A 23,762-nucleotide genomic window follows, 5' to 3' on the forward strand; every position below is an offset into this window, starting at 1 on the left:
ATCTAGACAGCAATTTTTGCTTAAGTTAAGTGACATTCAACTATAGGGTTGGTGTAGTTACCATAGCAGTTGGAGACTGTTGATGCATACGCTGCCCTGTAATTACTATCTTGACTCCATTACCCGGCCTAATCACAACACCTCTACGTTGAGGTCTCTCAGAGCGTTGGTCTGCCAATCCCAGTTGATACTTAGAGAGAATAGTTGCCAATACTAGCTTCATTTCAAATGTAGCTAAAGCCTGACCAATACAACCACGGGCACCACCACCAAAAGGCAGAAATTCATAGGGAGAAAATTGCCGTTCCAGAAAACGCTCTGGTCTAAATTCCTCAGGCTGCGGATATAAATCCGTACGCCGATGTGCTAGATAAATACATCCTACGACTATTGTATCAGGCTCTAACTGATGCCCCAGTAGTTCAACTGGTTCTTGCACTACTCGAGGGAGGGTCATAACCGACACTGGATAAATCCGCATTGCTTCATTACAGACAGCGGTCAGATAAGGCAACTGAAAAATTTTCATGGGATCTGGAGAATCACCCAAGCTATGCAGTTCTTGGAGAAGTTTTTCACTAATTTCTGGTTTTTTCAAAAGCCAATATAATCCCCAAGCCATTACTGTTGCCGTAGTTTCATGCCCAGAAATCATTAAATTAATCAATTCATCATGCAACTCCCGATCTGTCATCTGCTTACCAGCTTCATCCCTTGCTAACATCAGCAAAGAAAGAATATCAATACGATCAGCAGCAAGATGCTTCCGGCGTTCAGCAATTTCTGCATCAAGCAATTCATCAACTTGCTCTCTTAAGCGCAGAAATTTCCCCCAAGGTGTCAAAGAACCTAAATCTCTTTGTAGAAAAGGAAAAAATAGAAAGCTAGAAATTAATGGAGAGCGAAACAACTCCATAACTAAGGTTGGTATTAAATGCTTGAGTTGTTGGCAACGTTCTCCTTCATAAAAGCCAAAAACAGCCTGTAATATAACTTGTAAAGAAATCTCCTGCATTGTAGAAAGCGCAGAAAAAGGCTTGTTTAATGGTAACTGACTAAATATATTTTCTGTCAGATTGATAATTAGGTGACCGTAAGCTCGCATCCGTTCTCCATGAAAGGAGGGCATCAACAATTGTCGTCGTTGTTTATGGGACTCGCCATCCAACATCATGAGTGAATAGTCTCCCACTATGGGTTGCAAAATTCTATTCACTTCACTGGAGGCTACAAATGTGCTTCTATCGTTAGTTAAAATTTCTTTTATTGCTTGGGGATGGTTCACAAATACTAAGGTGTCCCCAAAACCAATTACTTCACCAGTGAAAATATCAGGATATTCTTGAACAGCGTTTTCTATATACTTTACAGGATCAGCAATCCATTGAAGCTTTTGTAGAAAAGAGGGAGTTTTGAGGCGATTAGGTAGTTGCATTTAATTTGTTCTCCAAAAATTTTGCTCAATGTTTTTCTTTTATTTTGAGTATTACTAGTGCTAAGTAGCTCAAAATAATTAAAGGTGAAATGCCATTACGAGCGTAACGCAGCGGAGCAAAGTAATCGCAAATAATCTATCTTACATTTTTCAAATTTGACCTCCTTAAACAAGTAAGTTTAAAGGATGAAGATTGCACTAGCTAGTGTTAGACAAAACCAGTAGGTAAATAGCATATAAGTGCGATGATCTGACTGTGGAGAACGATATAAGATAATACGTACTGCAACTGTCAAACTCAAAACTGCAAGACCTATATCACAAAGTAATACTTTTACCGTTATTCCTACAGGCATCATTAATAATAAATGAGTCGCGAATGGCAACAATGCAAAGCCCAAACTCAGTATTACTCGACTTGCAGTTTCTCCAAAAGCAATTGGCAATGTATTTCTACCAATAGCGCGATCGCCTTCAATATCTCGCAGATCCTGAACAGCAGATATGGTTAGCCACACACCAGCCAACATTAAAATCCAACGCCATGCAATAGGAGACAAAGGTGCTACTAGTTGATAAGCCGCTGCAAGTAGAGCAACGGTACCAACTCCCATCATAATATTTTTGGTAATCCAGTGCTTGTCCCAGCTACCAAAGTTATTCAGAATAATGCAGATTTGCCAAAGTAGTGCCCACTCTAAAACCCCAAACCACCAACCTACCAACGAAAACAAAATCATGCTGACAACCCACCTTATAAAAGCTGCATGAACAGAGACAAGCCCTGTAACAAGTGGGCGATTAGGTTTATTAAGCTTATCTTCTTCTATGCCAACAATTTGGTTTGCAATACAAAATGACAAAATGTACAACCAAAAATAAATAATGCCGCGGCCTATTTGCAAGGGTAATTCATTTAAAGATAATAAATTAACTTTCCAAGCAGCTATTAAAAATAGTAATCCAGGTAGCAAGGCGCTTGAGTAATCACGCCATATGAATTGCCACATTAGAAATAGTTCGTACAGCAAATTCCGACAAATGCGTGTTAACACAAATAGCGGTGAAATTAATGCTTTTGTGTGTGTATTCATAAGCTATACTCACGACTCAAAGTAGTGTTAAATCAAAGTAGGCTCTCTAGTATTTTTAAGCATGATTTATCTCAAATAGGCATCTTGAAAAATGCTTATTTAAGTCGTATATGGTTAATCACAAGGGTGCGGCTCTTTTAGGAAGCCGTAATACTAAATTTGTAATACAATCTTCAATCTCCTTCCATATAGACCTTTTGCTTATCGGCTTATTTTGGACTTATTTAAGCGATACTCCGGAGGAGTGGCTACGCTAACACAAGAAATAAACACTTTTACTCCCATTCTTATGTAATGGGTTACTAAAGCCTAAAAATAAAGATCGTTTTTAAAATTTGAGCGAAACTATTCCTAGAAGATTTACGAACTCAAACTCTTGTTAAGTATGCAATTAAGACTTTATACCAAAGCAAAAATTGTCCTCTAAAAAGAGTTGCACCCAACTCGAATAGTAGCCTTATATGTTTACTTTTGTTCTAGAAATTAAAGTGAGGCACCCATAAGTAAGCATATTGTTCTAGAACATGAACATATAGCCTTAACAGAAAAAAGCTAATTATTTAGCAAAGAAAACTAGTTACTACTTAATCACTTGGAGATACAAATGCACAATGACAATACTAATTTCAGTCACACAGAACATTTTAATCTCTTAATAACCATTAAGCGATATTTTGGGGCGAAAATTAAATTCCATACTACCCTTCCAACAGTTTGTAAATAATATTTACTTCTACTGCTGGGAGTGTGTAATGTGCATAATTTAAAATTCCAAAAATTAATCTATGCAATTATTGTTTAATTTTTAATTAAAAAAAGTATCCGTAATTCTCTGTAATTACTAATAATAAATAAAGTTATCAAATACGTTGTAATAAAAATCACAATATTTGCATTAAGATTGATATCTTGTAACTCTTGGACTGAAAAGCTTTACATATATACATCTAATTAAATTTATGTTAAAAAATGTACTTTGTTTGTACTTAATATTATGTTTATTCAATTACAAAAAGCTCAACTTTTACTTATAATTTTTAGATTTTATTATAAATTAGATTAATCTATTTAAGTTACTGAATTTACATCTTTAATTAAATATAAATACTGAAATGTCAAATTTTCTTGACATAATCAATGTATCGCGTAGATAAAGTGTGAGTTGTGCTTACCAGTACTTATACAAGGCAAACCTTAAGGATCTGATAAAGCTGAGGACGGATGCAGTATTTATGCTTAAAGCAAAATACTTTTGTGATGAGGCATTACTCCAGGAAATAATAGGAGAGGGTTGGTTTTTCCTGAATAAATGTGAGGCATAATTCTCTACCCAATTACAGATATATAAAAGAGCATCTATCTTAAGTATTAAATTAAACTAGTAAATAAATATCCGCTATAGCAATCTGTAATCAAGATATGTTTTAGCAAAAATACTACGCATTTTAGAGGTATCTTAGCTACTTAAGTAGTTGCTAAATGCTGTCCATCCTTTGATAAAATCCTTGAAACATCAGCAATTCAGTCGTTAAAGAAAAATAACAGTAAGCTATGACAATGACATCTTACATTTTTCTGGCAGGGGCAAGTCGTGGTGTTGGTCGAGAAATTGCGAAATCTGTAACAGCACAACAGCTAAAAGCCAAAGCCTTGCTGAGAAAGGAGACTGCGGCGGCTGAACTAAAAGCATTAGGTATTCAGGTGGTTTTTGGAGATGCCTTGAATGTAGGTGATGTAGAACGTGCAATCCTTACAGATGAACCTATCCATACTATTATCAGTACTTTGGGTGGTTTACCTGATGACACTGACAGGCCTGATTACCCTGGTAATAAAAATCTGATTGATGCAGCGCTCAAAGCTGGGGTACAAAAGTTTATTCTTGTTTCTTCCATTGGAGCGGGGAATAGTGTTGGTGCTTTATCTCCTCAAGCTTTGGCAGCCTTGAGAGAAATTCTGGTAGAAAAAGATAAGGCTGAACAATATCTGATTGCCAGTGGACTCACTTATACCATCATCCGTCCCGGTGGGCTAAAGTCGGAACCTCCAACTGGCAATGGAGTTCTAACTGAAGATCCGCGGGTTGTTGGTAGTATTCATCGTGCAGATGTAGCGCAGTTAGTTGTCCGTGCTTTAAATTCTGACAGTACTAATAATAAAGTCTTATCAGCAATAGATAAAAATCAGTTATTTGGACAACCAGAATTTGTAGAATTCAGATTAGATTAGTTCCTGATGCGATCCTATCTGAACCAATTACTCTGGCGATCGCATTTCTCGTGAAATCATACTAATCAACACGATATAACAGGAGCGATCGCTGACTTTCGTTCTAGCTGGAGTTTTCTGCTGTTATTCTACAAATACTCAGTAATTTCACTACAACTTTAAGATAAATTCATCATCATGCCACTCACTTTGTTGGAGGATTAAGGATAATTCTCGCTATTAGATGATGCAATAGTACGAGGTAAGTTTAGTGACATTAGCTACAAATAAATTCGTAAAAGTGTCAAGCAAACATTTACCTGCCATTGCTATGAATTTAGCAATCACAGCTTTCATAGCAATTCTGCCATTACAAGTTAAAGCAGCTACATTAGTAACTTCACGCGCTGCTTTAGAAAGTAATGACCAAATTGATTGGTCGAGTTTGGGTAAAGTCTTCAACCCTCTTAATCCTAACCCATCGGCTTTTCTGCCTAACTCTTTTCTAACAACATCTCAACATGGATTAGGTCTAACTGTGGATATACCTAATCTTACTGGCGTTACTCCACCATTTGTCTTTCAAACCACTTCTTTTCCTAAGGGTATTCCGACTAACTTTGACGATGGAGATTTTGTCTTATTCACTGGTTTGCAACCAGGTACATTTCCTGCTGTTGGCAACCCTGGTCCTATAACCATTAGCTTTGCACAACCTGTTTTCGGTGCTGGTACTCAGATAACTGTAGATGATACTCCAGATTTTACAGCATTGATCTCAGCTTTCGATCAAGCGGATAACCTCCTGGGTAGCTTCTCAATACCAGGAACTTCCTCACTATCACTTGATAATTCTGCATCATTCCTAGGGATTCGCAGTGACACCGCCAATATCTCACGTCTTGTTTTTAGCAGTTCTGTGCCAAATCGCGCTTTGGGCATCAATAGGGTGAGCATTGTTACAGTTCCGGAACCAACTCCTACTTTGGCTTTATTAGCTGTTGGTGTTTCAGGCGTTATTTTGAGAAGACGCCAACGTAGATAAGAGTTATTGGTAGATTAAGAGGCATCATACCCACCTTATATCTGAGCTACTCGCCAAAAATTTGCACGAATACCGTACGTTTACGCGGGCCATCTAACTCAAAAAATAATACTGATTGCCAAGTTCCCAAGGCTAATTTGCCATCGACAATTGGAATAACTTCGCTAGTGGTTAACATCATAGCCATTAAGTGAGAGTGAGCATTTATTGGTTCATCTTCCGGTACATCCCTTAAATGCAAATCATTATGTAAGTATCGCTCAGATTCCGGTGCTAATTTCCGTAAAAAGACTTTGATATCTTCTAATAAGCGTTCTTCATTTTCATTGATAGCTAAAGCTGTTGTCGTATGACGAGAAAAGACTAGAGCTTGTCCATTTTGAATCGATGTGGAAGCAATCAAATCCTGAATTTTTGGGGTGATGTTATGAATATTTATTCCTTCATCAGTTGCGATTTCAATTAGCTTATTGATAATTGCCATATCTTCAATTTAATTTTTATATTCACTAAATATTGACTAATTCCCCAATATCGTTTGCAAGCCTTGAACTAATCGTGCGATACCTTCTGTTGCTGTCTTTTGTTGCAGCGCACCGTAAGCAACCCGCAGATAACATCCATCTTCCATGCCAAAGGTAGTACCGGGAATAACTGCTACTTGATGTTCCTGAATTAATCTTTTAACTAACTCAAAGGCATTGATTTGGGTATGAACTCTTAGGAAAAAATAGAAAGCGCCATCAGCAGGGGTAATAGTACACAAGCCTTGTAAGCGATTGAGAGATTCCAGCACCAATTGTCGCACTTGAGCGATCGCACCAATATTTTCTTTTAAATACTCGTCTTTTGCTTGCAATGCCCCCAAAGCTGCATACTGAGAAATGACTGGCGCACAAATCAAAATCGTATCTTGGACTTTTTTGACAGCAACTAGCAGGTGTTGGGGAATCACCATATAACCTATACGCCAACTAGCAAAACCATAAGCTTTAGAAAGGCTGTAAAGAGAAATGGTGTAGTCGCTGCTGCCAGCAAAACTACCAGGAGAAACGTGCTTAACTCCGTTATAGGTAAAGTATTCATAGGCTTCATCGCTAATGTGATAAATGCCGCGAGTGCCACAAATTTGATTAACTTCCCGCAATGCTGTTTCCGAATACACCACGCCTGTGGGATTATTGGGGGAAATTGTGACTATAGCCCGTGTTTTGGGAGTAATTGCTTGGGCGATCGCTTCAACACGCAGTTGATAATTTTCATCCGTTTCTACTAACACCGGACGACAACCCGCCATTGTAATGGCCATTTCATGATTGAAATAGTAGGGCTTATTCAAAATAATTTCGTCGCCTGGGCTGGTGATTGCCAGAATGGCGTTCATAAACCCCATGTTGCTCCCAGCCGTGACAACTATGCAGTTTTCTTCGTTAATTTCAATGCTATTAAAAGCTTGTAACTTTGTGGCTAATGTTGCTACTAACGGCGGAATTCCCTCAACTGCTTTATATAAATTGTTAGTAGGTTCCGCGAGGAATTTGGCTAAAAACTCTATTGCTGACTGTGGAGGACTGTAAGAAACCACACCTTGTCCTAAAGAAATGGTTCCGGGGGAGTTGTTAATCAGTTCCCCAACAACAGGAATGATTGGCGATTGTACCGCCTGCATACGAGATGTTAGGGGTTCCATAGGAATTTTTTAAGCTGATAGAGGCGGTGGAAACCGGATATCGGCACTGAACTGCTCAACATTGGTACTGCGATGAATCGGTAACACATATTCTAAATTTTCATGGGGACGCGGAATTATATGATGCGAAAGCACCTCGCCACCATTAACTCGCCTCACCGCCTCTAAACCTGCGGACACGGCAACATTTACCTCACCCACTTGTCCTCGAATTAACACTGAAATCCGCCCCAAATCAGTATTTTCATAACCAACAAGAGTGATACGGGCAGCTTTACACATAGCATCTCCGGCTTCCACTGCTGCGGGAATGCCATAAACTTCAATCATGCCAAGTGCCAGTGTCATACTGCTAACAAGTAATACAATCTAAATCCTATCACCTGTTGGTTAAGCTAATGTGCGTCCAATTTGCACTGTGTGTTAGGTTCTTTACACCTAAAAATCGTGGCGATCGCAGGTATTTTACTTTAGCTATAGTTCGTATACAAGACCTAGAACTTCTTGCGATTTTTCCAATACTTCATCGGGGTCAAAAGGCTTAGTTAAGTATAGATTTGCGCCTACTTCTTTACCTTTTTGTTGGTCAAACTCCTGCCCTTTAGCCGTCAGCATAATGATGTAAATATCTTTCATACCCAGAACATTTTTCACTTCATTACAAACATCAAATCCACTGAGCTTTGGCATCATTACATCTAAAAATACGAGATTAGGTTGTTCAGATTTAATTTTTTCCAAGCCTACCTCTCCGTTCTCGGCAACTAGTAACTCTACTCCTGCATCTTCCAATTCTTCCAGGGTTTGCTCTAGCAACAACCGGATATGTACTTCATCATCCACAATTAAAATTTTTTTACTCATAATTACCCCTATTTTTGGTTATATAATATATAACTTTCTATTTTTTTATCAGCTATAGACGACATACAAAACAGATGAATATGCCAAGATTGCTCAGATATCTGAAAATATGGATGACATTTTTATTTTAAATAAAATTAGGCTAATACTATGGCATCTGAGCTATTGTTCTGTCAATACATCATCTCTGAATTTAAATAATATTTAAATTCTAATAAATTATTAGACGGGTCTTTTAAGAAGAATGTTATATGTTCTTCTGGTTTGTTTGCAAACCTTACCATGAGTTTCTGGAAGAGTACAATCTGTCGTTGCTCAACCAAATTAAGCAAATATTCAAAATCACTTTTGTTTTTAAAAGTAATGCCAAAATGTCGAGGATAAATTTGGGGATTTTGGTCGATTTTTTCTGGAGAAAGGTGACAAACTAATTGCTCGCCAAAAAAATTGAACGTGGCGCGATCTGAATACCTACGAGCCAACTGACAATCGAGTTTATTTACATAAAAATCTACTGTCTCTTCAAGTTCTTTACAAGGAATTGCTAAATGAAAGACATTCTCTGGACTTTTCATACTAAAGCGCCTTCAAATAAAAGTAATGTATCCGACCTCAATCCTAATCTAAGACTTTCTAAACTCAGAACCTGATCGAAGCTAATATTAGCTAAATTTACATTTGCTCCTACTTTAGTAATAAAGTATGTTTGTAAATCTTTAGTTGGAGCTTCAAAAATAAGATTTTCTGCGTTAATCCCAGAATTAAGAATCTCAGATATAATTCCATACCGCAATTCCCCGTTTTTTTGGCATATACCAGATCGGCCACTTTCTCTGGCTTCGGTAATTACTTTGGTTGCACCCGCTTCTAAATCTTGCCAGATATATTCCACCCAATTATTTGCAGATAATTCTTGAGATTTTTCTGCATCTTTGTAACCCACTTCACTAAAGATAGTAAACTCTAGGGATAACTCCGCAATATATTTAGCTTTTTCACGGTTGCTGAGGTCGATAGTGCCATTAGAGATCTCCATATGAGTGCAGCCAAAATACTTATGATACTCATAAAAATTATTCAGCTTGTCTTGAGTCAGACATTTTTCAAAGAAAGTTCCGCCAAAATAAAATTGCACTCCATTTAATTGCAGAAATTCAATTTTTTGATAAATATCTTTTGTGATTAAAGAACTACACCAGCCAAATTTGACAATATCAATGAACTCTCTATGGCTATTAATCACATCAGCAAAATATCCAGTGGGAACACCATTATCAATTAAAATTGTTAGTCCAGCTTGTCTATTCTTTTTTGTGCGTAATGGGAGATCAAGAAAAATATTCATCTTAAAATACACCTTAATTTAAAAATATCGTTCCATTTTGCTAATAACTTGTTGTTCTTGCAGCATCTTTTCATGGAGAATAGCATTAGCGATCGCTGATGTTACTTGAGTAGCTAAAGCCTTGATTATTTTGAGGTCTGCTGCTTTGTAAAAAGTAGATTTTTCACTGCTAATACTAATAACACCAATCGCTTTATCTTTACTCAGTAGTGGCACACAAATTAGCGAGTTAAGGGGGTCACTTATCTGAACAAATCTCGGATCGGAAAGGACATCATTGACAATTTCGCCTCTACCTTCAAGAAGTACATGACCGATAATTCCAGTGATTGGTATTAAAGTTGATTTGTGGTGATATTGCTGACCGAATGCAGAAATAATTTCTAATTGCCGTTTGTCTCGATCGAGGAGCATAATTGCTCCACTAGTCGCAGCAATTCTCTTTTTGATTTCTTCAATGATAATCTGGGTAACTTCTTGTAATTTTAAATTAGCAGTTAGTTTATCAGAAATACTATAGATGAGATTAATCTCTTGATATTTATCCAGTGCTTCTTTAGCCAGTTTTTTGCGCTCTATTTCCCGATTTGCTAAATAGGTTAACAGGGATGCAATTGCAGTAGCCCTAAAATCTCCTTGAACCCAACCAATAACTAAATCTTCTATTTCAATGGGTATTGATACTGAAAAATTTTCTTGTTTTTTACCTAGTAAAAATTGCTTACTATCATCATATATACCTACAGTGTTGTTCACAATATTTAACATCTCTTGGACAATAAATAATATTTCTGTTTGAGATAGTAACTTTTTTATATTCAAAGTTTTCATTTACTTTTTATCCTCCAAGAGTATAAAAAATAGATTTTCTAAACCCTTCTCAAATCGTAAGGTTTTGACCAGACTATGACGAGACGAAATTAAGGAATCTACAATAATTAAATCAGGTCTGTCAGACATGGCTTTTTCAATAGAATCTTGATAATTGAGAGCTTCTACAATACTGAAACCTTTTGTCCGTAAGGCTTCAGCTAAGGTTTTGCTGGTAGGAACATTTTCATCTACAATTAGAACTCGCTTTTGCGAGCGTCCAAAAGACATCAAGATAGCTACTTCCTTCAGCAGTTCTTCAGCATTAATAGGTTTATTTAAAAATCGGTCTACCCCAAGTGCATAACCACGATTTTCGTCTTCTACAACTGACAAAATAATAATGGGAATATGCATAGTATGCGGGTCATTTTTGAGGACTGCGGCTGTATCAAACCCGTTCATTCTTGGCATCATCACGTCCAGTACGATCAAATCTGGAAGCTCTTGTTTGACTAATTCAATAGCCTCTAAACCATCGTTGGCTTCGACAATTTTGTAGCCTTCGGAACTTAAATATTGTTTAGCAAGTTCTCGCATTGCAGCTTCATCATCAACAATCAGAATAGTTTTCTGCTCATTGTCAGAAACATTACTAGGAAGAGACGTTGGGAAATTTAATTGCTGAATTAAACTTTCTAAATCGATAGTTTTGACACCCCTGATTGGTGCAAGGGGAATGGGTAAGCTAAATGAAAAATTACTTCCTTTACCGATTTCGCTGTCAACCCAAATTCGCCCACTATGATGTTCGATAATTTCTTTAGAAATGGGTAGTCCTAAACCAGTACCTTGGGGTTTATCCGTGAGAGTATCACCTACTTGTTTAAATTTTTCAAAGACTTTGGCTTGGTCTTCTTTTGCAATACCAATACCACTATCGATAATGCTGATAATTATTTCTTGCCCTATAAGTTTTGCTTGGCAGATAATAAAACCTGTGGTTGTAAATTTGACAGCATTAGAGATGAGATTAATGACTACTTGAATCAGACGCTCGCGATCGCCAATAATTTCTGGTAATTCTGGTTCTATCTCTGGGATTAGTTGTAAACCTTTTTGTTCAAACAGAGCAGTGGTAGCAGCAAACGCTTGGTCTAGCATCTTTTGTACACAGAGAGATTGCATATTCCACTGCACCTTCCCGGCCTCGATTTTTGCTAAGTCGAGGATGTCGTTAATCAGGGATTTTAGCCGCTCACCTTCTGAAATGATGATGTTGACGTTTTCTGACACCTGCCGCATGGAACGCTGTATCTTTTTATCGTCGGCAGATACTAAAGGAAATAAAGTTTCGTCGAGTTTTTTCTTAATTAATTTGGCAAAGCCAATTACAGAGGTGAGGGGAGTCCTCAATTCATGGGAGACGGTAGAAATAAAGTCCGTCTTCATCCGATCTACTTCTTTCTCAAAAGTAATATCTCGGATTAAAATTACTGAACCAATGTAGCTGCTGTCACCGTTTTGTGGCGAGTCTTTGAGGATAGCTGTGGCTACAGCTTTACCAGTGCGTCCTTGAGCCAGTTCTACCTCAGCAGTGAACATTTCCTGACACTTGCTACTAGTTAAGGCTACGAGTTTAGCGATCGCACCATTAAACAGTGTTTGTGCGTCAACACCAACTAAATTTTCGTCTGCTACCTCCAAAAAGCTGGTGAGCGCCGGGTTGTACTGAGCAATCTTGCCATCGGGGTCTACGACTAGCAAAGCATCTCCCAGGCTTTTAATAATAGCGCTCACGTACCCTAAGGTATCTTGTAATTGGGTTGTGGTAGCCGTTAATTGTTCGGCTTGGTTACTGACGATCTCAAACTGTTCTTGAGTTTGGCTATAAAGTTGTGCCTGTTTGATAGCGATCGCTACTTGGTCGGCTACAACTTCCAACAGTTCAACTTCCCAATCCTGCCACACCCAAGCATGAGCGCGAGAGCAGATCAAATAACCGTGGTGTAGATTGTCAGGAATTAATACAGGTAAAGCCAGACAACTACCGATTTGCGCTTGCTGGCTAGCAGAGTCAACATTTACCTTGCTGCAACGCACGATCTGCTTTTGAGCGAGGCGATCAGCCAGGTCGCCAAAGTATTCCAAACTCAAAATTCCGGTGATTGCTGCCAGATTTGGCAAACGATGTTCGCAGGTGACTTCCAGACTGCGGTTTTCTCGGTTATACCAACCAAACATAACGCGGTTGAGATCAAGGAGATTGGCAACTTCATTCACCGTAGTTTGCAAGGTGGTTTGAAGATCCAAAGACTCCCGAATGCGAGCTGTGATGCGATTCACCAGCGCCTCCTGCTCGGCTTGGGCACGGGTGCGCTCAAAGGCTTTGATTTGGCGTGTGGCTGTAATGGTGGCTAATACCAACAAACCTCCCACTACTACCGCCAGCAGGTTCAGAGCATAAAGATTTTCTTCTAGCTTCTCACGAGGAATCACTAATGCCACCGACCACTTGGCATGTTTGAGAGGTGCATAGGCTACGTAAACCGAGCTTTTCTGTCCCTGCAAATGCACCAGTTGAGTTCCGTGGTTGCCATTAACCATATTTTGGGCAATTTTTGCTAACACTGGATCTGGTGCATTAAAGAAGCTTTTTTTTTGGTCGATAGTTTTATCCTGGTGAGCGATGGGAAATCCTTGGGAATCCAGGGCAAAGGCGTAACTACCTTGGCTAAAGTGAGTAGCGGCGATTACTTGAGAAATTCGGTCTACGGCCACTTGACCAGAGAGTTCGCCAATCGGTTTGGGGTTTTGGTCAGCAGCAGTAGAAAAGCCTAATGCTTGCAAACTACGAGCACGAATCGTAGCAGCTTTGGCATCCAGTGGAGTGTGCCGCAAAGGTGACACTGACCAAATCGGTACGGCAATGTTGACATGGCGGATACCTGTAGAGCGAGAAATAACAGGATCGTCTACAAGGCTTTTTCCTGTTATTGCTCGTTGAAAGTGGCGGCGATCGCTAATATTTTTATCCTTCACGAAACCAGCTTTAGTGGTGTAGTAAGAGCCATCTGGTAAAGCCAGCAAAAATGAATTCATATCTGGCAAGTGGTTGACTTCCAGTTGCAAATACGGCTCTGCTTGTGACCAATCTAAACTGCGTACCGCTTGACTATTTGCCACAAGTTCTACTTGCGCTAACAGCGTTGCTAGCCACTGATCGATTTCATATCCTGCCTTCTGTACGCGCAACAAGGCATTTTCTTGCAAGCCTTCTAATATGAGTTTCCGTACAAACCAGTAGCTGGCTACAGCAGTTGTTCCTACTACTAAAATAGTCCCAGCAATTAATAACAAGGAAACATAGCGGCGAGACTGCCACGGGTATTTATATCTGTGCTGCCAAAATTTCAGTTTGCACCAATTAGACATAATTTTGATACCCTTTTGACTCTCAGAATAAAAATTTAAAACTAACTATCGCTGTTGCCAGGTTTTAATATATTTTTATGCTCAAAAATCAGGGATTTTGATTTAACAAATTCCCAGCCAAATTGTAAAGATACAGCAGCTATCAAAACTAAACCTCCAACAAGACATAAATGTTGCGGAGTAGTAAAGAAGCTGCCTTGGCATAAAACAAATAAAATGATGCAGATCGAGAAGGGAATCGACATCGCTAATAAACCCAAGGCAAATTCTGTATCAAAAGTTGTCGTGCGGCGGAGGTTTTCGCCTTGCATCTGCTGGATTTCTTGGGTGTTGATTTGAGAAGCATAAATTAGAGGCCAGACGCTTAAACCCGCTTGTGGCAAAATAGCTATGAGCAGGAGATTAATTCCAGAACTGGAGTGAATAAGTGCGATCGCCACTGCACTAAACCAAAATCCCAACCCCGATCGCAGCAACAATACAGTCCCGATTGTTTTTAGTTCCAAACCCCTAAGATTCAGAGAAACACCTACAAAAAAGAGAATCAGTGGAGTACCACAAGCTGCCAATTTTTTCACTGCCTCTAGAGCCAGAGGTGGCACTGCATTATTGAGCTTAAACATTACCAAGAATAATCCTAAAATAATAGCTATATTCATCGGTTCGTTTAATAACCCCAAAATTACTTTGTGCCATCGAGTTGTTTGTTTTGTAGACGCAGCCGTTCTTTGATAAAACCAATACATAGCTAAAGCATAAAGACCAATCAGCACAAACATTTTGTTACCAATATCTGCTACTGCTACTTCTGCTAAACCTGTTTTTCCTAAAAATTCTTCTACAAATGGGTAAGTGGTTAACCCAGTACCTAAAGATGGAAAAATCAAAATTAGTGAACGTGCTTTGCGTTGGTCTTTACCCGGAATAATTAGACGTGCAAGTAGAAATCCAGAAACTAAGAAATAAATATTAATTGCTAACGCTAATAATGTTAAGTAAAGTAGATTTATTTTAGTATTAATATCTAAAATTGATAAAAAAATCATTCCTGGCAGTGCTGCATTCACAATAAATGTTTTTAAAGCTCCAACAGCAGCAGCCTCTTGAAACTTTTTTTGCAGACAATAGCCAGCAGCAATTAATAATAGTAAGGGAAATGCTTTTTGCAAGCCCAAGTCATTCATTAGTTAAATATTCTCTATGTACTGCTAGCATCGTAATGTCATCAAATTGGTCTGCTTCATCAATATGAGCTATTAAATTACCTTGAATCTCTTCTAGCAATTTATTAAATTTCAGCGCTGGTCTATCTAATATCGACAACAATTTATTCTCTGTGAAAAAATCTCCTTGAGGGTTGCGTGCTTCTGGCACACCATCCGTATATCCAAAAAGAATATCGCCCGCTTCTAGGTGAATCTGCTCCATTTTAAATTTCATATTCGGCATAAAACCAACTGCTGGACCAGTTGGTTTTAGACGTTGTTTCACACCTTTTGTATCAATGACTAATAGAGATTCATGTCCTCCATTGACATAATTAAACAGCCCTGTATTGATGTCTAAAATGCCAAAAAATAGCGTGGCAAACATATTTAAATTACTATGATTTTGGGCAACATAATTATTAGTCATTTCTACTGCTTTTAAAGGATTGCTAGTATCATAGTTACTAGCTAAATGCTGATAATCAAAATTGCGATGAGTGTTTGACTCCTGAGGATGATGACAATCACTACTGAGATATGTTTGACCAGAAAATATCCGAATCAAGCTGCGGAATAGCGCCATAAACAGTGCCGAACCTACACCTTTATCGCAGACATCAGCAATTACTAAACCCAAGTGGTTATTAGGAAGTAAGAAAGCATCATAAAAATCACCTGCAACTTGACGAGCAGGGGCAAAAACTACCGCTAAATTCCATCCGGGAATCTCTGGTAATCGCTCCGGTAGAAAATCTTTCTGCATTTGCTGGCCTTTTTGCAGCTCACTGCGAGCGATCGCTTCTTTAATCTGATTTTTATGGCGAATTGCATTTTCAATTGCAGCAGCAGCTTGTGAAGCTAATGTGGTAAGTAATTTTAGATCTTCTGATGTATATTCAGCAAATTGCTTACTGCTCAGTTCGATTGCACCAATCACCTCATTTCTAATTTTCAGGGGAGCGCAAATTAGAGAACTGATTTGAGTTTCTCTGTTAACATACCTAGGATCGGACAATACATCATTGACGATTTCTGCCCTTCCTGTATGTACGACGCTACCGACAATGCCTTCCTCAGACTTTATGCTTGTTTGCGGTTTATAGCGCGTTCCCAATGTGAAAACTATGTCCAGATGCTTTGTGTCTCTATTCAGTAATATTAGTGAGGCATCTGTTGCTTTGATAAGTTTTTGCGCTTCTTCAAATACTAATCTCGCGACGGTTTGAATATCCAGACTTCCAGATAATTCTTCAGAAAGGTTATAAAGAAGGCTAATTTCTCGATATTTATCTAGAAGTTCACTTGTAAGGGTTTTTTTCTCAATCTCTTGAGTTGCTAAATGAACGAGTAAAGATGCTACCAAAACAGCATTTTCGCTACCCCTTACTGCTCCAATAACTTCTTGTGCGACTTCTATAGGATATAAAAATGTATGCTTTTCGCTAATTTCTCCCAGCAGTAATCTGCTAGAATGATCCAAAATTGCTATGGGTTTTTCTAAAACATTGATAGTGCTTTTAACAATAGCAGCCACTGTTTCTTTCGCAAGAAGCTTTTTAAGGCTGATTTGAATCATATCTGGTTTTTGAAAATGCTAATATTATCTGTATAACTCCTAATAATTGATTGGTAATCGGTAATATTACGACAGATGAATCAATTAGATAGGATAATTTAAGCTCGCAGCGATCGCCCACATTGCAGAAAATGCGCGTAAATGCGGTGCTGACCAAGTAGTTGGTATCAAAACTTATGTTTATCAGTTGGGTAGTGGCATTATTGAGTTTATGGCGATCGGTACTGCTGTGAAAAAAATGCCTGGGGTAAGCACACACTCTCCTATGCTCATACCTCAGGCAATCATTCAAGATAAAGACTACTTTTGTGAATACCGCAGAAGCTACATTAAGGACGCAATTAAATCAAATGGCAAGATAATAGTCATTTGTCATTTGTCAAGAGTTAGGGATTCACCCCTGGCTCCATCTTTCCTCAAGTACTTGCCATAGTCAGTTGAGATTCTTGACGCGCACGCCTTCCTGTAATTACCATTTTGACACCATTGGCAGGCGCAAGAGTCACACCTCGACGCTTGGGTTGCTCTGGTTGATTATCAACTAGCGCCAGATCATAACCTGAGAGGATTTTCGCTAACACTAGCTTCATTTCAAACTGTGCCAAAGCCTCACCAATACAGCGACGTGAACCACCGCCAAAGGGGATAAATTCGTAGGCAGAAAATTGGCGTTCTAGAAAGCGTTCTGGCTTAAATTGCTTTGGTTCTGGATATAAATCTTTACGCTGATGAACCAGATACATACAGCCGACAACTGTTGTCTCAGGCTCTAACAAATATCCAAGTAATTCCACAGGTTCTTGCACTACCCTAGCAAAGGTCAACATTGCAACTGGGTAAATCCGCAAGGTTTCATTACAAACAGCCGTGAGATACGGTAGGCGGAATATACTCATGGGGTCTGGATTGTCTCCCAAGGTATCGAGTTCGCGGAGCAGTTTTTCGCGAACTTCCGGCTGGTGATGAGTCCAATATAATGCCCAAGCCATTGCTGTTGCCGTGGTTTCATGTCCAGCAAATAGCAGAGTCATCAACTCATCCCGTAACTCTTGATCGGTCATCGGCTCACCTTCTTCATCTCTAGCTGACATCAGTAACGAGAGAATATCAATACCATTTGAATTAGGTTTCTCTCGTCGTTCAGCAATTTCAGCGTAAAGCAATTTATCCATTTGCTCGCGATCGCGCACAAATTTGCCCCAAGGACTCCAAGCTCCTAGATCCTGTTGCAGAAAGGGAAAAAAGAGGAAGCTAGAAGTCAAAGGTGAGCGAAATAGATCCGACATCAACGCCATTAGATGCTTGAGTTGTTGGCAACGTTCTCCCTGATACAAGCCAAATACAGCTTCTAAAATTACCTGTAAGGAAATATCCTGCATCACAGTTCGAGCTGAGAACGGCTGGTTAGTTGGTAACTGACTCAACACTTTTTCAGTGATCTTAGAGATGATTTGTCCATAGGAACGCATCCGATCGCCATGAAATGAAGGCATTACCATCTGTCGCCGCCGCTTGTGGCGATCGCCATCCAGCATAATCACTGAATAGTCGCCGATTAGCGGTTGCAAAATCTTGTTTTTTGTACTTAAAGCAGCAAATTTCTTGCGGTCATTTATTAAAATTTCTTGAATAGCTTGGGGATGGTTTACGAATACCCAAGGGTCCTGAGAACTCAGAAGAACAGTTGTGAAAATGTCAGGATATTGTTGCGCTGCTTTTTCCATATATCCAATAGGATCAGCAACCCATTGGAGCCTTTGGAGAATAGATGGAGTTTTTAGAAGATTTGGTAATTGCATATAAAAACAGGTTAGTTTCTGCCTGTGCTAAATATGCAGTGTACCTTTTTCCTCTTGCCATTGACTTAACTTCGGGCGTGGGTCTGAATATATCTATAGATAGCCGCTATATTGCGAGCATCATCAATGCCTCGATGATGTGTGCCTTGCAATTCCAAACCTAAATGCTGGAGAGCCTGTGCCATACCAAATCTTTTGGAAACACCAAGATGTTGTGAGAATTCCTCTTTAATATTTTTATGTTCAAAAGCAAAAGGATAAGGAATATTATGATATTTACAATCTTGAATAAATTGATTTTTATCGTAGTTTCCCCAAGAACAAAAAATATAATTAGGAAATGATTTCATCCATTCTGTAAGGCTAACGATTGCTTCTGAAAATTGGGGTGCTTGCTCAACATCTTGCTGCTGAATACTAGTTAATTTTGTACAAAATGCTGTCAGTTGCGGATGTCTCACAGGTTGGATGAATTGCTGAAACTCTGAGTCAATTTCCCATGTTGTGCTATTGAGCATTACTGCACCAATTTCGATGATTTCCATTTCATGCCTGGGAATTGTACCATCATCACAACAGGTAGCTTCCAAATCTACTATTAGATAATATTGGTAAGTTTTAATTTTCATATAAATCATTAAAAATATGTCAAGTTTTAACTGAGTTACAAATTCGTAATGCAGTTATGTCCAATATTTTCTTTATAATACATATACTACATAAATAATAGATCGAAGTCAAATAGTCTACTATTATTGATAGTCACCGGAAGGGTAAGTACAAAGTGTGCTTAAAAATCTAGGTCTAAAATCCTGAAGATAAATTTATTTACCCAAGAGACCTAATGAAACAAAGCAATAGTTAATTGCAGAAAAATTAGGTTGAAGCAAAGGGTTTAAGCCAACCAAGTTGCATAGCGGTATCGAGCGCGATCGCGGCGATTGCAAACCACGATACACTCTCAAGAGCCAATACCAAATAAGGCAAGATTGTAGCAGTAGAATACCAGCCAATTTCTATCTGAGTTAAACCTCTTACTAAGCCAAAGGCAAATATACCACCAGCTTTCAGTTGAGGATTCTTATCTTGGCGGATGATATAGCGGTAGGTGACACCAAACAGCAAGCCAGAGAAAGAAGCGATCGCCCCACTTAGCAAAAAATCTAAATTCAGCGGCTCAATCTTTAGACTTGCGAGTGTCGGGTAATACTTTGCTAGCACTAGGGTATTCAAAAGACTAGTAATAATGAAGGCTAAACACAGGCAAATACCCCCAATTATCGCAGCTTTCAGCGATTCTAGGCGTTCTGCCATCAGTTGAGGCTCTAAAATTCTGTTCACAATTGTGCAATGTCACTTTGCAGAGTCATTAGTCTTTAGTTAACCACACTACTGACCTATGCCCACCTGCCCTGAGCGCAGCCGCAGAGATGCCCAATGACTAATCAACTGCCTTTTCCCAGTATGATGAATATTAGAAACGTTTTGTAATTATTTTAAAAGTGGGACTATGGCGATTTTGACACTGGGTTGGGTATCACTCTTGGTCGTATTCACTTGGTCAATTGCAATGGTAGTTTGGGGTCGTAACGGACTATAGAGGAATCGTGGAAAGCCCATTCCTGAGTATTTTGGCATTGCTAGCTATACTACTACTAGTCGCAGTGACCGGAGGCGTTGGTTATTTAACCTTGGCAGATTGGCGCGATCGCCGTCGTCAAGAAAATGAAAAACTCGAAACCCGGCGCAGCGCTCCCAAGCGGCGATGATTTTTGTGTGACATAATACACTCTAGGTTTCTAGGGTCAAAAATGCTTTTGTAGGGACACGATGCGATCGTTGTCCCTATCTTGTCATATTTATTATCTAAACTACGCAATAAAAATATTGTTAAAAAATATTGTTATTAATATTACTAAAAATAGATAAACTGAACTTTTCTATGGTTGATTTTACTACTTAAGGCATATATCTTTGGATAGCTGTTACCTTTAGATTGGTTCAGGGAATTCTGAATATAGAAGACTTTCAACATTTAAAGTCCTATTTGGCATGGAAAACTCCTCTACGCTACAACCTATACAACCGAATTCAGCGCCACAAGAACATTTGCCAGAACAGACACTACCTTCCCACCAAGGTGAGAAACATAAAGCTTTATCTAGAGTAATCGCCAGGATTCGCGAGTCACTAGATATAGACATCATTTTCAAAGTTACAGTCACTGAGGTACGTCAGTTACTAAACACTGACCGAGTTGGAGTGTTTCGTTTTTATCCTGAATTAGATTGGGAAGGAGAATTTATTTATGAGGACGTAGGAGAGCAATGGAGTTCTGCACTAAAAGCTAAACTGCGTGACCACTGCTTTGCTGCGGATTTTGCCGGACTTTATCAGCAAGGTCGAATTAAAGTCATGGACGATATCTATCAAGCCATGATTAGTGATTGCCATATCCAGATTTTAGAAAAATTTCAAGTACGCGCCAATATTGTTGCCCCCCTGATGAAAGGTAAAGATTTATGGGGATTGTTGTGTATTCATCAATGTAGTGAACCTCGGCAATGGCAAGCATCTGAAGTTGAATTTGTGCAACTCATCGGCGAACATTTGGGAGTAGCCTTGCAACAGGCAGATTATCTAGAAAAAGCGAAATTACAATCAGCACAATTAGCACAAGCAACAGCCAGAGCAAAAGTAGCAGAATGGCAGAAAACTATATCTATAACGATTGAGAAAATTCGTCAGTTTCTCGATTTGGAAAGTATTTTTCGCGCTAGCACAGAAGAACTGAGAAAGCTGCTGAATGCTGACCGTGTTGCTATCTACCGTTTCCATCCAGATTGGAGTGGTGAATTTGTATTTGAATCAGTAGCAGCGGGTTGGAAGTCCCTGATGCAAGAACAGTTGCAGCGTCCAGAGTTGGGCGAAAACGTTAGCGACTGTAGCGCCAAAGATTTAGCTGAAATCCCAGTCATGGATACTTACTTACAAGATACAGACGGTGGTCGCTTCACAAGAGGCGAAGTGTATCGTGTTTGTAATGATATTTATAGCGCTGGGTTTACCGACTGCTACATTAAAGTTCTAGAGATCTATCAAGCAAGAGCTTATGTAATCATTGCTATTTACCACGGACAAAAGCTGTGGGGTTTGCTAGCTGTTTACCAGAACAATGGAAGCCGCGATTGGCAAGAAGATGAGGTCTACTTGCTCACTCAAGTTAGTACCCAACTAGGTGTAGCTTTGCAGCAAGCCGAGTTCTTGCAACAATTACAGACCCAAGCAGCAGAACTGACTAAAGCCGCCGAAAGGCAAAGGGCCCTGGCGAATACTGTGGAAAAAATTCGTCAGTCCTTAGATATTGACACTATCTTTAAAGCTACTACTCAAGAAGTGAGGCGGCTGTTAGAAGTAGAAAGAGTTTCAATCTATCGCTTCTATCCTGATTGGAGTGGTGAATTTGTTGCTGATTCAATTGCTGATGAGTGGACACCAACAGCTAGAACGCAGTCTGCAACAGATCAAGTACTATTACCAGGAACGCCAGCAGGCAAATATGCACGTCATGAAGTCTTTGTACCAATTTCTCAAGGAGAGAAACTTTGGGGATTGTTGGTAGCTTATCAAAACTCCCAAGCACGTTATTGGCAAGATGAGGAAATCAATTTGCTGGCACAAGTAGGTGTGCAATTAGGAGTAGCAATACAGCAAGCAGAAACCTTAAAGCAGGTACAGATACAAGCACAGCAACTAGCTCAAGCTGCGGAACGAGAACGGGAAGCTGCGGAACGAGAACGCAAAGCTACCGAAAGGGAGAAGGCATTAGCTGCAACGGTAGAGAAAATTCGCCAGTCACTTGATCTTGATAGGATCTTTGCTACCAGCACTCAAGAAGTCCGACGGCTATTAGAACTTGATCGAGCAACAATTTATCGCTTCCGCTCTGATTGGACTGTGGAATTTGTTGCTGAATCATTAGCCCATAATTGGACACCAAATAGGGAAGTTGTACCTTTAATTATCAAGGATTATTTGCAACAAACCCAAGGTAGAGACTACGCTAATAGTAAAATTTTAGTTATTAAAGATATTTATAGCACTGAAGATTACACTAGTCAGATTGCTCTACTCAAACCAATTGTAGCTAGAGCATATATGATTGTTCCGATTTTTCAAGGTGAGAAAATCTGGGGATTACTGGCAGCATATCAAAACACCAAACCCCGCGATTGGCGACAAGATGAAATTGATTTGTTAGTACATATTGGTAATCAATTAGGAGTAGGTCTCCAACAAGCAGAATTACTGGAACAGACTCAGCGTCAAAAAGAAGAACTTAAGGAGACTCTGCAAGAATTGCAGCAAACTCAAAGCCAGTTGATTCAAAGTGAAAAAATGGCTGGTTTAGGACAGTTAGTTGCTGGAGTAGCCCATGAAATTAATAATCCGATTAATTTCATTTATGGCAACATCACCCACGTGACTGAGTACGCTGAAGACTTATTGAAATTACTACATAGTTATCAAAAACATTATCCTAGTCCGAAAGCAGAAGTTCAACGGCAAGCAGCAGCACTGGATTTAGATTTTATTGCGAAAGACTTACCTAAAATTCTTAATTCCATGACTGTTGGGGCAGAACGCATCAGTGAATTAGTACTGTCATTACGTACTTTTTCACGCCTGGATGAAGCGGAAATGAAGCCAGTTAACATCCATGAAGGTATTGAGAGTACCTTATTGATTTTACAACACCGTCTAAAACCACAGGCTGATTTTATTGCTATTGAGGTAGTTAAAGAATACGGTGAATTACCAAAAGTACAATGCTATGCTGCTCAGATAAATCAGGTTTTGATGAATGTTCTCAGCAATGCGATTGATGCTCTAGAACAATCAGTAATGGTAGAAAAAACCTTAGAAAATCCTCAAATTCAGATTTGTACAGAAGTAATAGATGAAAACTCGATCTTGATTCGCATTGCCGATAATGGTTGTGGCATTCCAGAAAGCCTGCGATCGCGGATTTTTGACCCTTTCTTTACTACTAAAGAACCTGGTAAAGGAACTGGCTTAGGGCTATACATTAGTTACCAGATTGTTGTAGATAAACACGCTGGCCAAATCAAATGTTTTTCCGAACCTGGTAAAGGTTCTGAGTTTAGGATACAAATACCTATTAAACATTCGGTTAGTTAGAGGATGTTTTAAAAGTGGGGGGTGTGGTAAGAAAGCTCACAAGGCGTATGC

20 protein-coding genes are annotated in these 23,762 nt (G+C 39.1%); 5 read left to right on the forward strand and 15 right to left on the reverse strand.

Features of this window, described 5'->3' with window-relative positions; genetic code table 11:
- Positions 1-40 precede the first annotated feature (40 nt).
- Entirely contained in the window at positions 41-1,435 is a 1,395-nt protein-coding gene (locus BV375_RS21645; protein WP_086764093.1) for a cytochrome P450, read from the reverse strand.
- 179 nt (positions 1,436-1,614) lie between these two features.
- On the reverse strand, positions 1,615-2,529 hold the full coding sequence (locus tag BV375_RS21650) for a UbiA family prenyltransferase (RefSeq protein ID WP_086764095.1): 915 nt from the start codon (positions 2,527-2,529) through the stop codon (positions 1,615-1,617).
- Positions 2,530-4,080: 1,551 nt separating this feature from the next.
- Here BV375_RS21650 and BV375_RS21655 point away from each other — a divergent pair.
- Positions 4,081-4,758, forward strand: a complete 678-nt coding sequence (locus tag BV375_RS21655) for an SDR family oxidoreductase (protein ID WP_086764097.1) — start codon at positions 4,081-4,083, stop codon at positions 4,756-4,758.
- A gap of 280 nt (positions 4,759-5,038) precedes the next feature.
- Positions 5,039-5,782 carry a PEP-CTERM sorting domain-containing protein gene (locus tag BV375_RS21660; RefSeq protein WP_243714006.1) on the forward strand — a complete coding sequence of 248 codons (744 nt, stop codon included), beginning with the start codon at positions 5,039-5,041 and terminating at the stop codon, positions 5,780-5,782.
- A gap of 46 nt (positions 5,783-5,828) precedes the next feature.
- Here BV375_RS21660 and BV375_RS21665 read toward each other — a convergent pair whose 3' ends face one another.
- The 13 genes from BV375_RS21665 to BV375_RS21730 all read right to left on the reverse strand — a co-directional run bounded on the left by BV375_RS21665 (position 5,829) and on the right by BV375_RS21730 (position 19,823).
- Complete coding sequence (locus BV375_RS21665; protein ID WP_086764099.1) at positions 5,829-6,266, reverse strand: secondary thiamine-phosphate synthase enzyme YjbQ; 438 nt, start codon at positions 6,264-6,266, stop codon at positions 5,829-5,831.
- A 36-nt stretch (positions 6,267-6,302) separates the two neighbouring features.
- Entirely contained in the window at positions 6,303-7,472 is a 1,170-nt protein-coding gene (locus BV375_RS21670) for a pyridoxal phosphate-dependent aminotransferase (RefSeq protein WP_086764101.1), read from the reverse strand.
- Positions 7,473-7,481: 9 nt separating this feature from the next.
- A complete protein-coding gene (locus tag BV375_RS21675; RefSeq protein ID WP_086764103.1) occupies positions 7,482-7,820 on the reverse strand; it encodes a carbon dioxide-concentrating mechanism protein CcmK in 339 nt (112 codons plus the stop codon).
- Between the two features lie 126 nt (positions 7,821-7,946).
- Entirely contained in the window at positions 7,947-8,336 is a 390-nt protein-coding gene (locus BV375_RS21680) for a response regulator (protein WP_086764105.1), read from the reverse strand.
- Positions 8,337-8,509: 173 nt separating this feature from the next.
- Positions 8,510-8,911: a VOC family protein gene (locus tag BV375_RS21685; protein WP_086764107.1), complete on the reverse strand. Its 402-nt coding sequence runs from the start codon at positions 8,909-8,911 to the stop codon at positions 8,510-8,512.
- A complete protein-coding gene (locus tag BV375_RS21690; RefSeq protein ID WP_086764109.1) occupies positions 8,908-9,681 on the reverse strand; it encodes a phosphosulfolactate synthase in 774 nt (257 codons plus the stop codon). The genes BV375_RS21685 and BV375_RS21690 overlap by 4 nt, the downstream gene beginning before the upstream one ends.
- Positions 9,682-9,699: 18 nt before the next feature.
- Complete coding sequence (locus BV375_RS21695) at positions 9,700-10,512, reverse strand: GAF domain-containing protein (protein ID WP_086764111.1); 813 nt, start codon at positions 10,510-10,512, stop codon at positions 9,700-9,702.
- Positions 10,513-13,926: a response regulator gene (locus tag BV375_RS21700; protein WP_086764113.1), complete on the reverse strand. Its 3,414-nt coding sequence runs from the start codon at positions 13,924-13,926 to the stop codon at positions 10,513-10,515.
- A gap of 41 nt (positions 13,927-13,967) precedes the next feature.
- Complete coding sequence (locus BV375_RS21705) at positions 13,968-15,110, reverse strand: AEC family transporter (RefSeq protein ID WP_086764115.1); 1,143 nt, start codon at positions 15,108-15,110, stop codon at positions 13,968-13,970.
- The gene (locus tag BV375_RS21710; RefSeq protein ID WP_086764117.1) at positions 15,103-16,710 is read right to left on the reverse strand and encodes a GAF domain-containing SpoIIE family protein phosphatase; all 1,608 of its coding nucleotides are present in this window, start codon (positions 16,708-16,710) and stop codon (positions 15,103-15,105) included. The genes BV375_RS21705 and BV375_RS21710 overlap by 8 nt, the downstream gene beginning before the upstream one ends.
- Positions 16,711-17,126: 416 nt before the next feature.
- Positions 17,127-18,509 (reverse strand): cytochrome P450, encoded by a 1,383-nt coding sequence (locus tag BV375_RS21720; RefSeq protein ID WP_086764121.1) that lies wholly within the window; start codon positions 18,507-18,509, stop codon positions 17,127-17,129.
- Positions 18,510-18,574: 65 nt separating this feature from the next.
- On the reverse strand, positions 18,575-19,138 hold the full coding sequence (locus BV375_RS21725) for a 3'-5' exonuclease (RefSeq protein ID WP_086764123.1): 564 nt from the start codon (positions 19,136-19,138) through the stop codon (positions 18,575-18,577).
- Positions 19,139-19,385: 247 nt separating this feature from the next.
- Entirely contained in the window at positions 19,386-19,823 is a 438-nt protein-coding gene (locus BV375_RS21730) for a hypothetical protein (protein WP_086764131.1), read from the reverse strand.
- A gap of 196 nt (positions 19,824-20,019) precedes the next feature.
- Between BV375_RS21730 and petN the strand changes: the two genes are divergently transcribed.
- The 3 genes from petN (at position 20,020) to BV375_RS21745 (ending at position 23,711) form a co-directional block, all read left to right on the forward strand.
- A complete protein-coding gene (gene petN, locus BV375_RS21735; RefSeq protein ID WP_010998401.1) occupies positions 20,020-20,109 on the forward strand; it encodes a cytochrome b6-f complex subunit PetN in 90 nt (29 codons plus the stop codon).
- Between the two features lie 7 nt (positions 20,110-20,116).
- Complete coding sequence (locus tag BV375_RS37070) at positions 20,117-20,278, forward strand: hypothetical protein (RefSeq protein ID WP_086764125.1); 162 nt, start codon at positions 20,117-20,119, stop codon at positions 20,276-20,278.
- Between the two features lie 283 nt (positions 20,279-20,561).
- Complete coding sequence (locus BV375_RS21745; RefSeq protein WP_086764127.1) at positions 20,562-23,711, forward strand: GAF domain-containing protein; 3,150 nt, start codon at positions 20,562-20,564, stop codon at positions 23,709-23,711.
- Positions 23,712-23,762 lie beyond the last annotated feature (51 nt).

Origin of the sequence: Nostoc sp. 106C, from assembly GCF_002154725.1 — a bacterium.
GTDB lineage: Bacteria > Cyanobacteriota > Cyanobacteriia > Cyanobacteriales > Nostocaceae > Aulosira.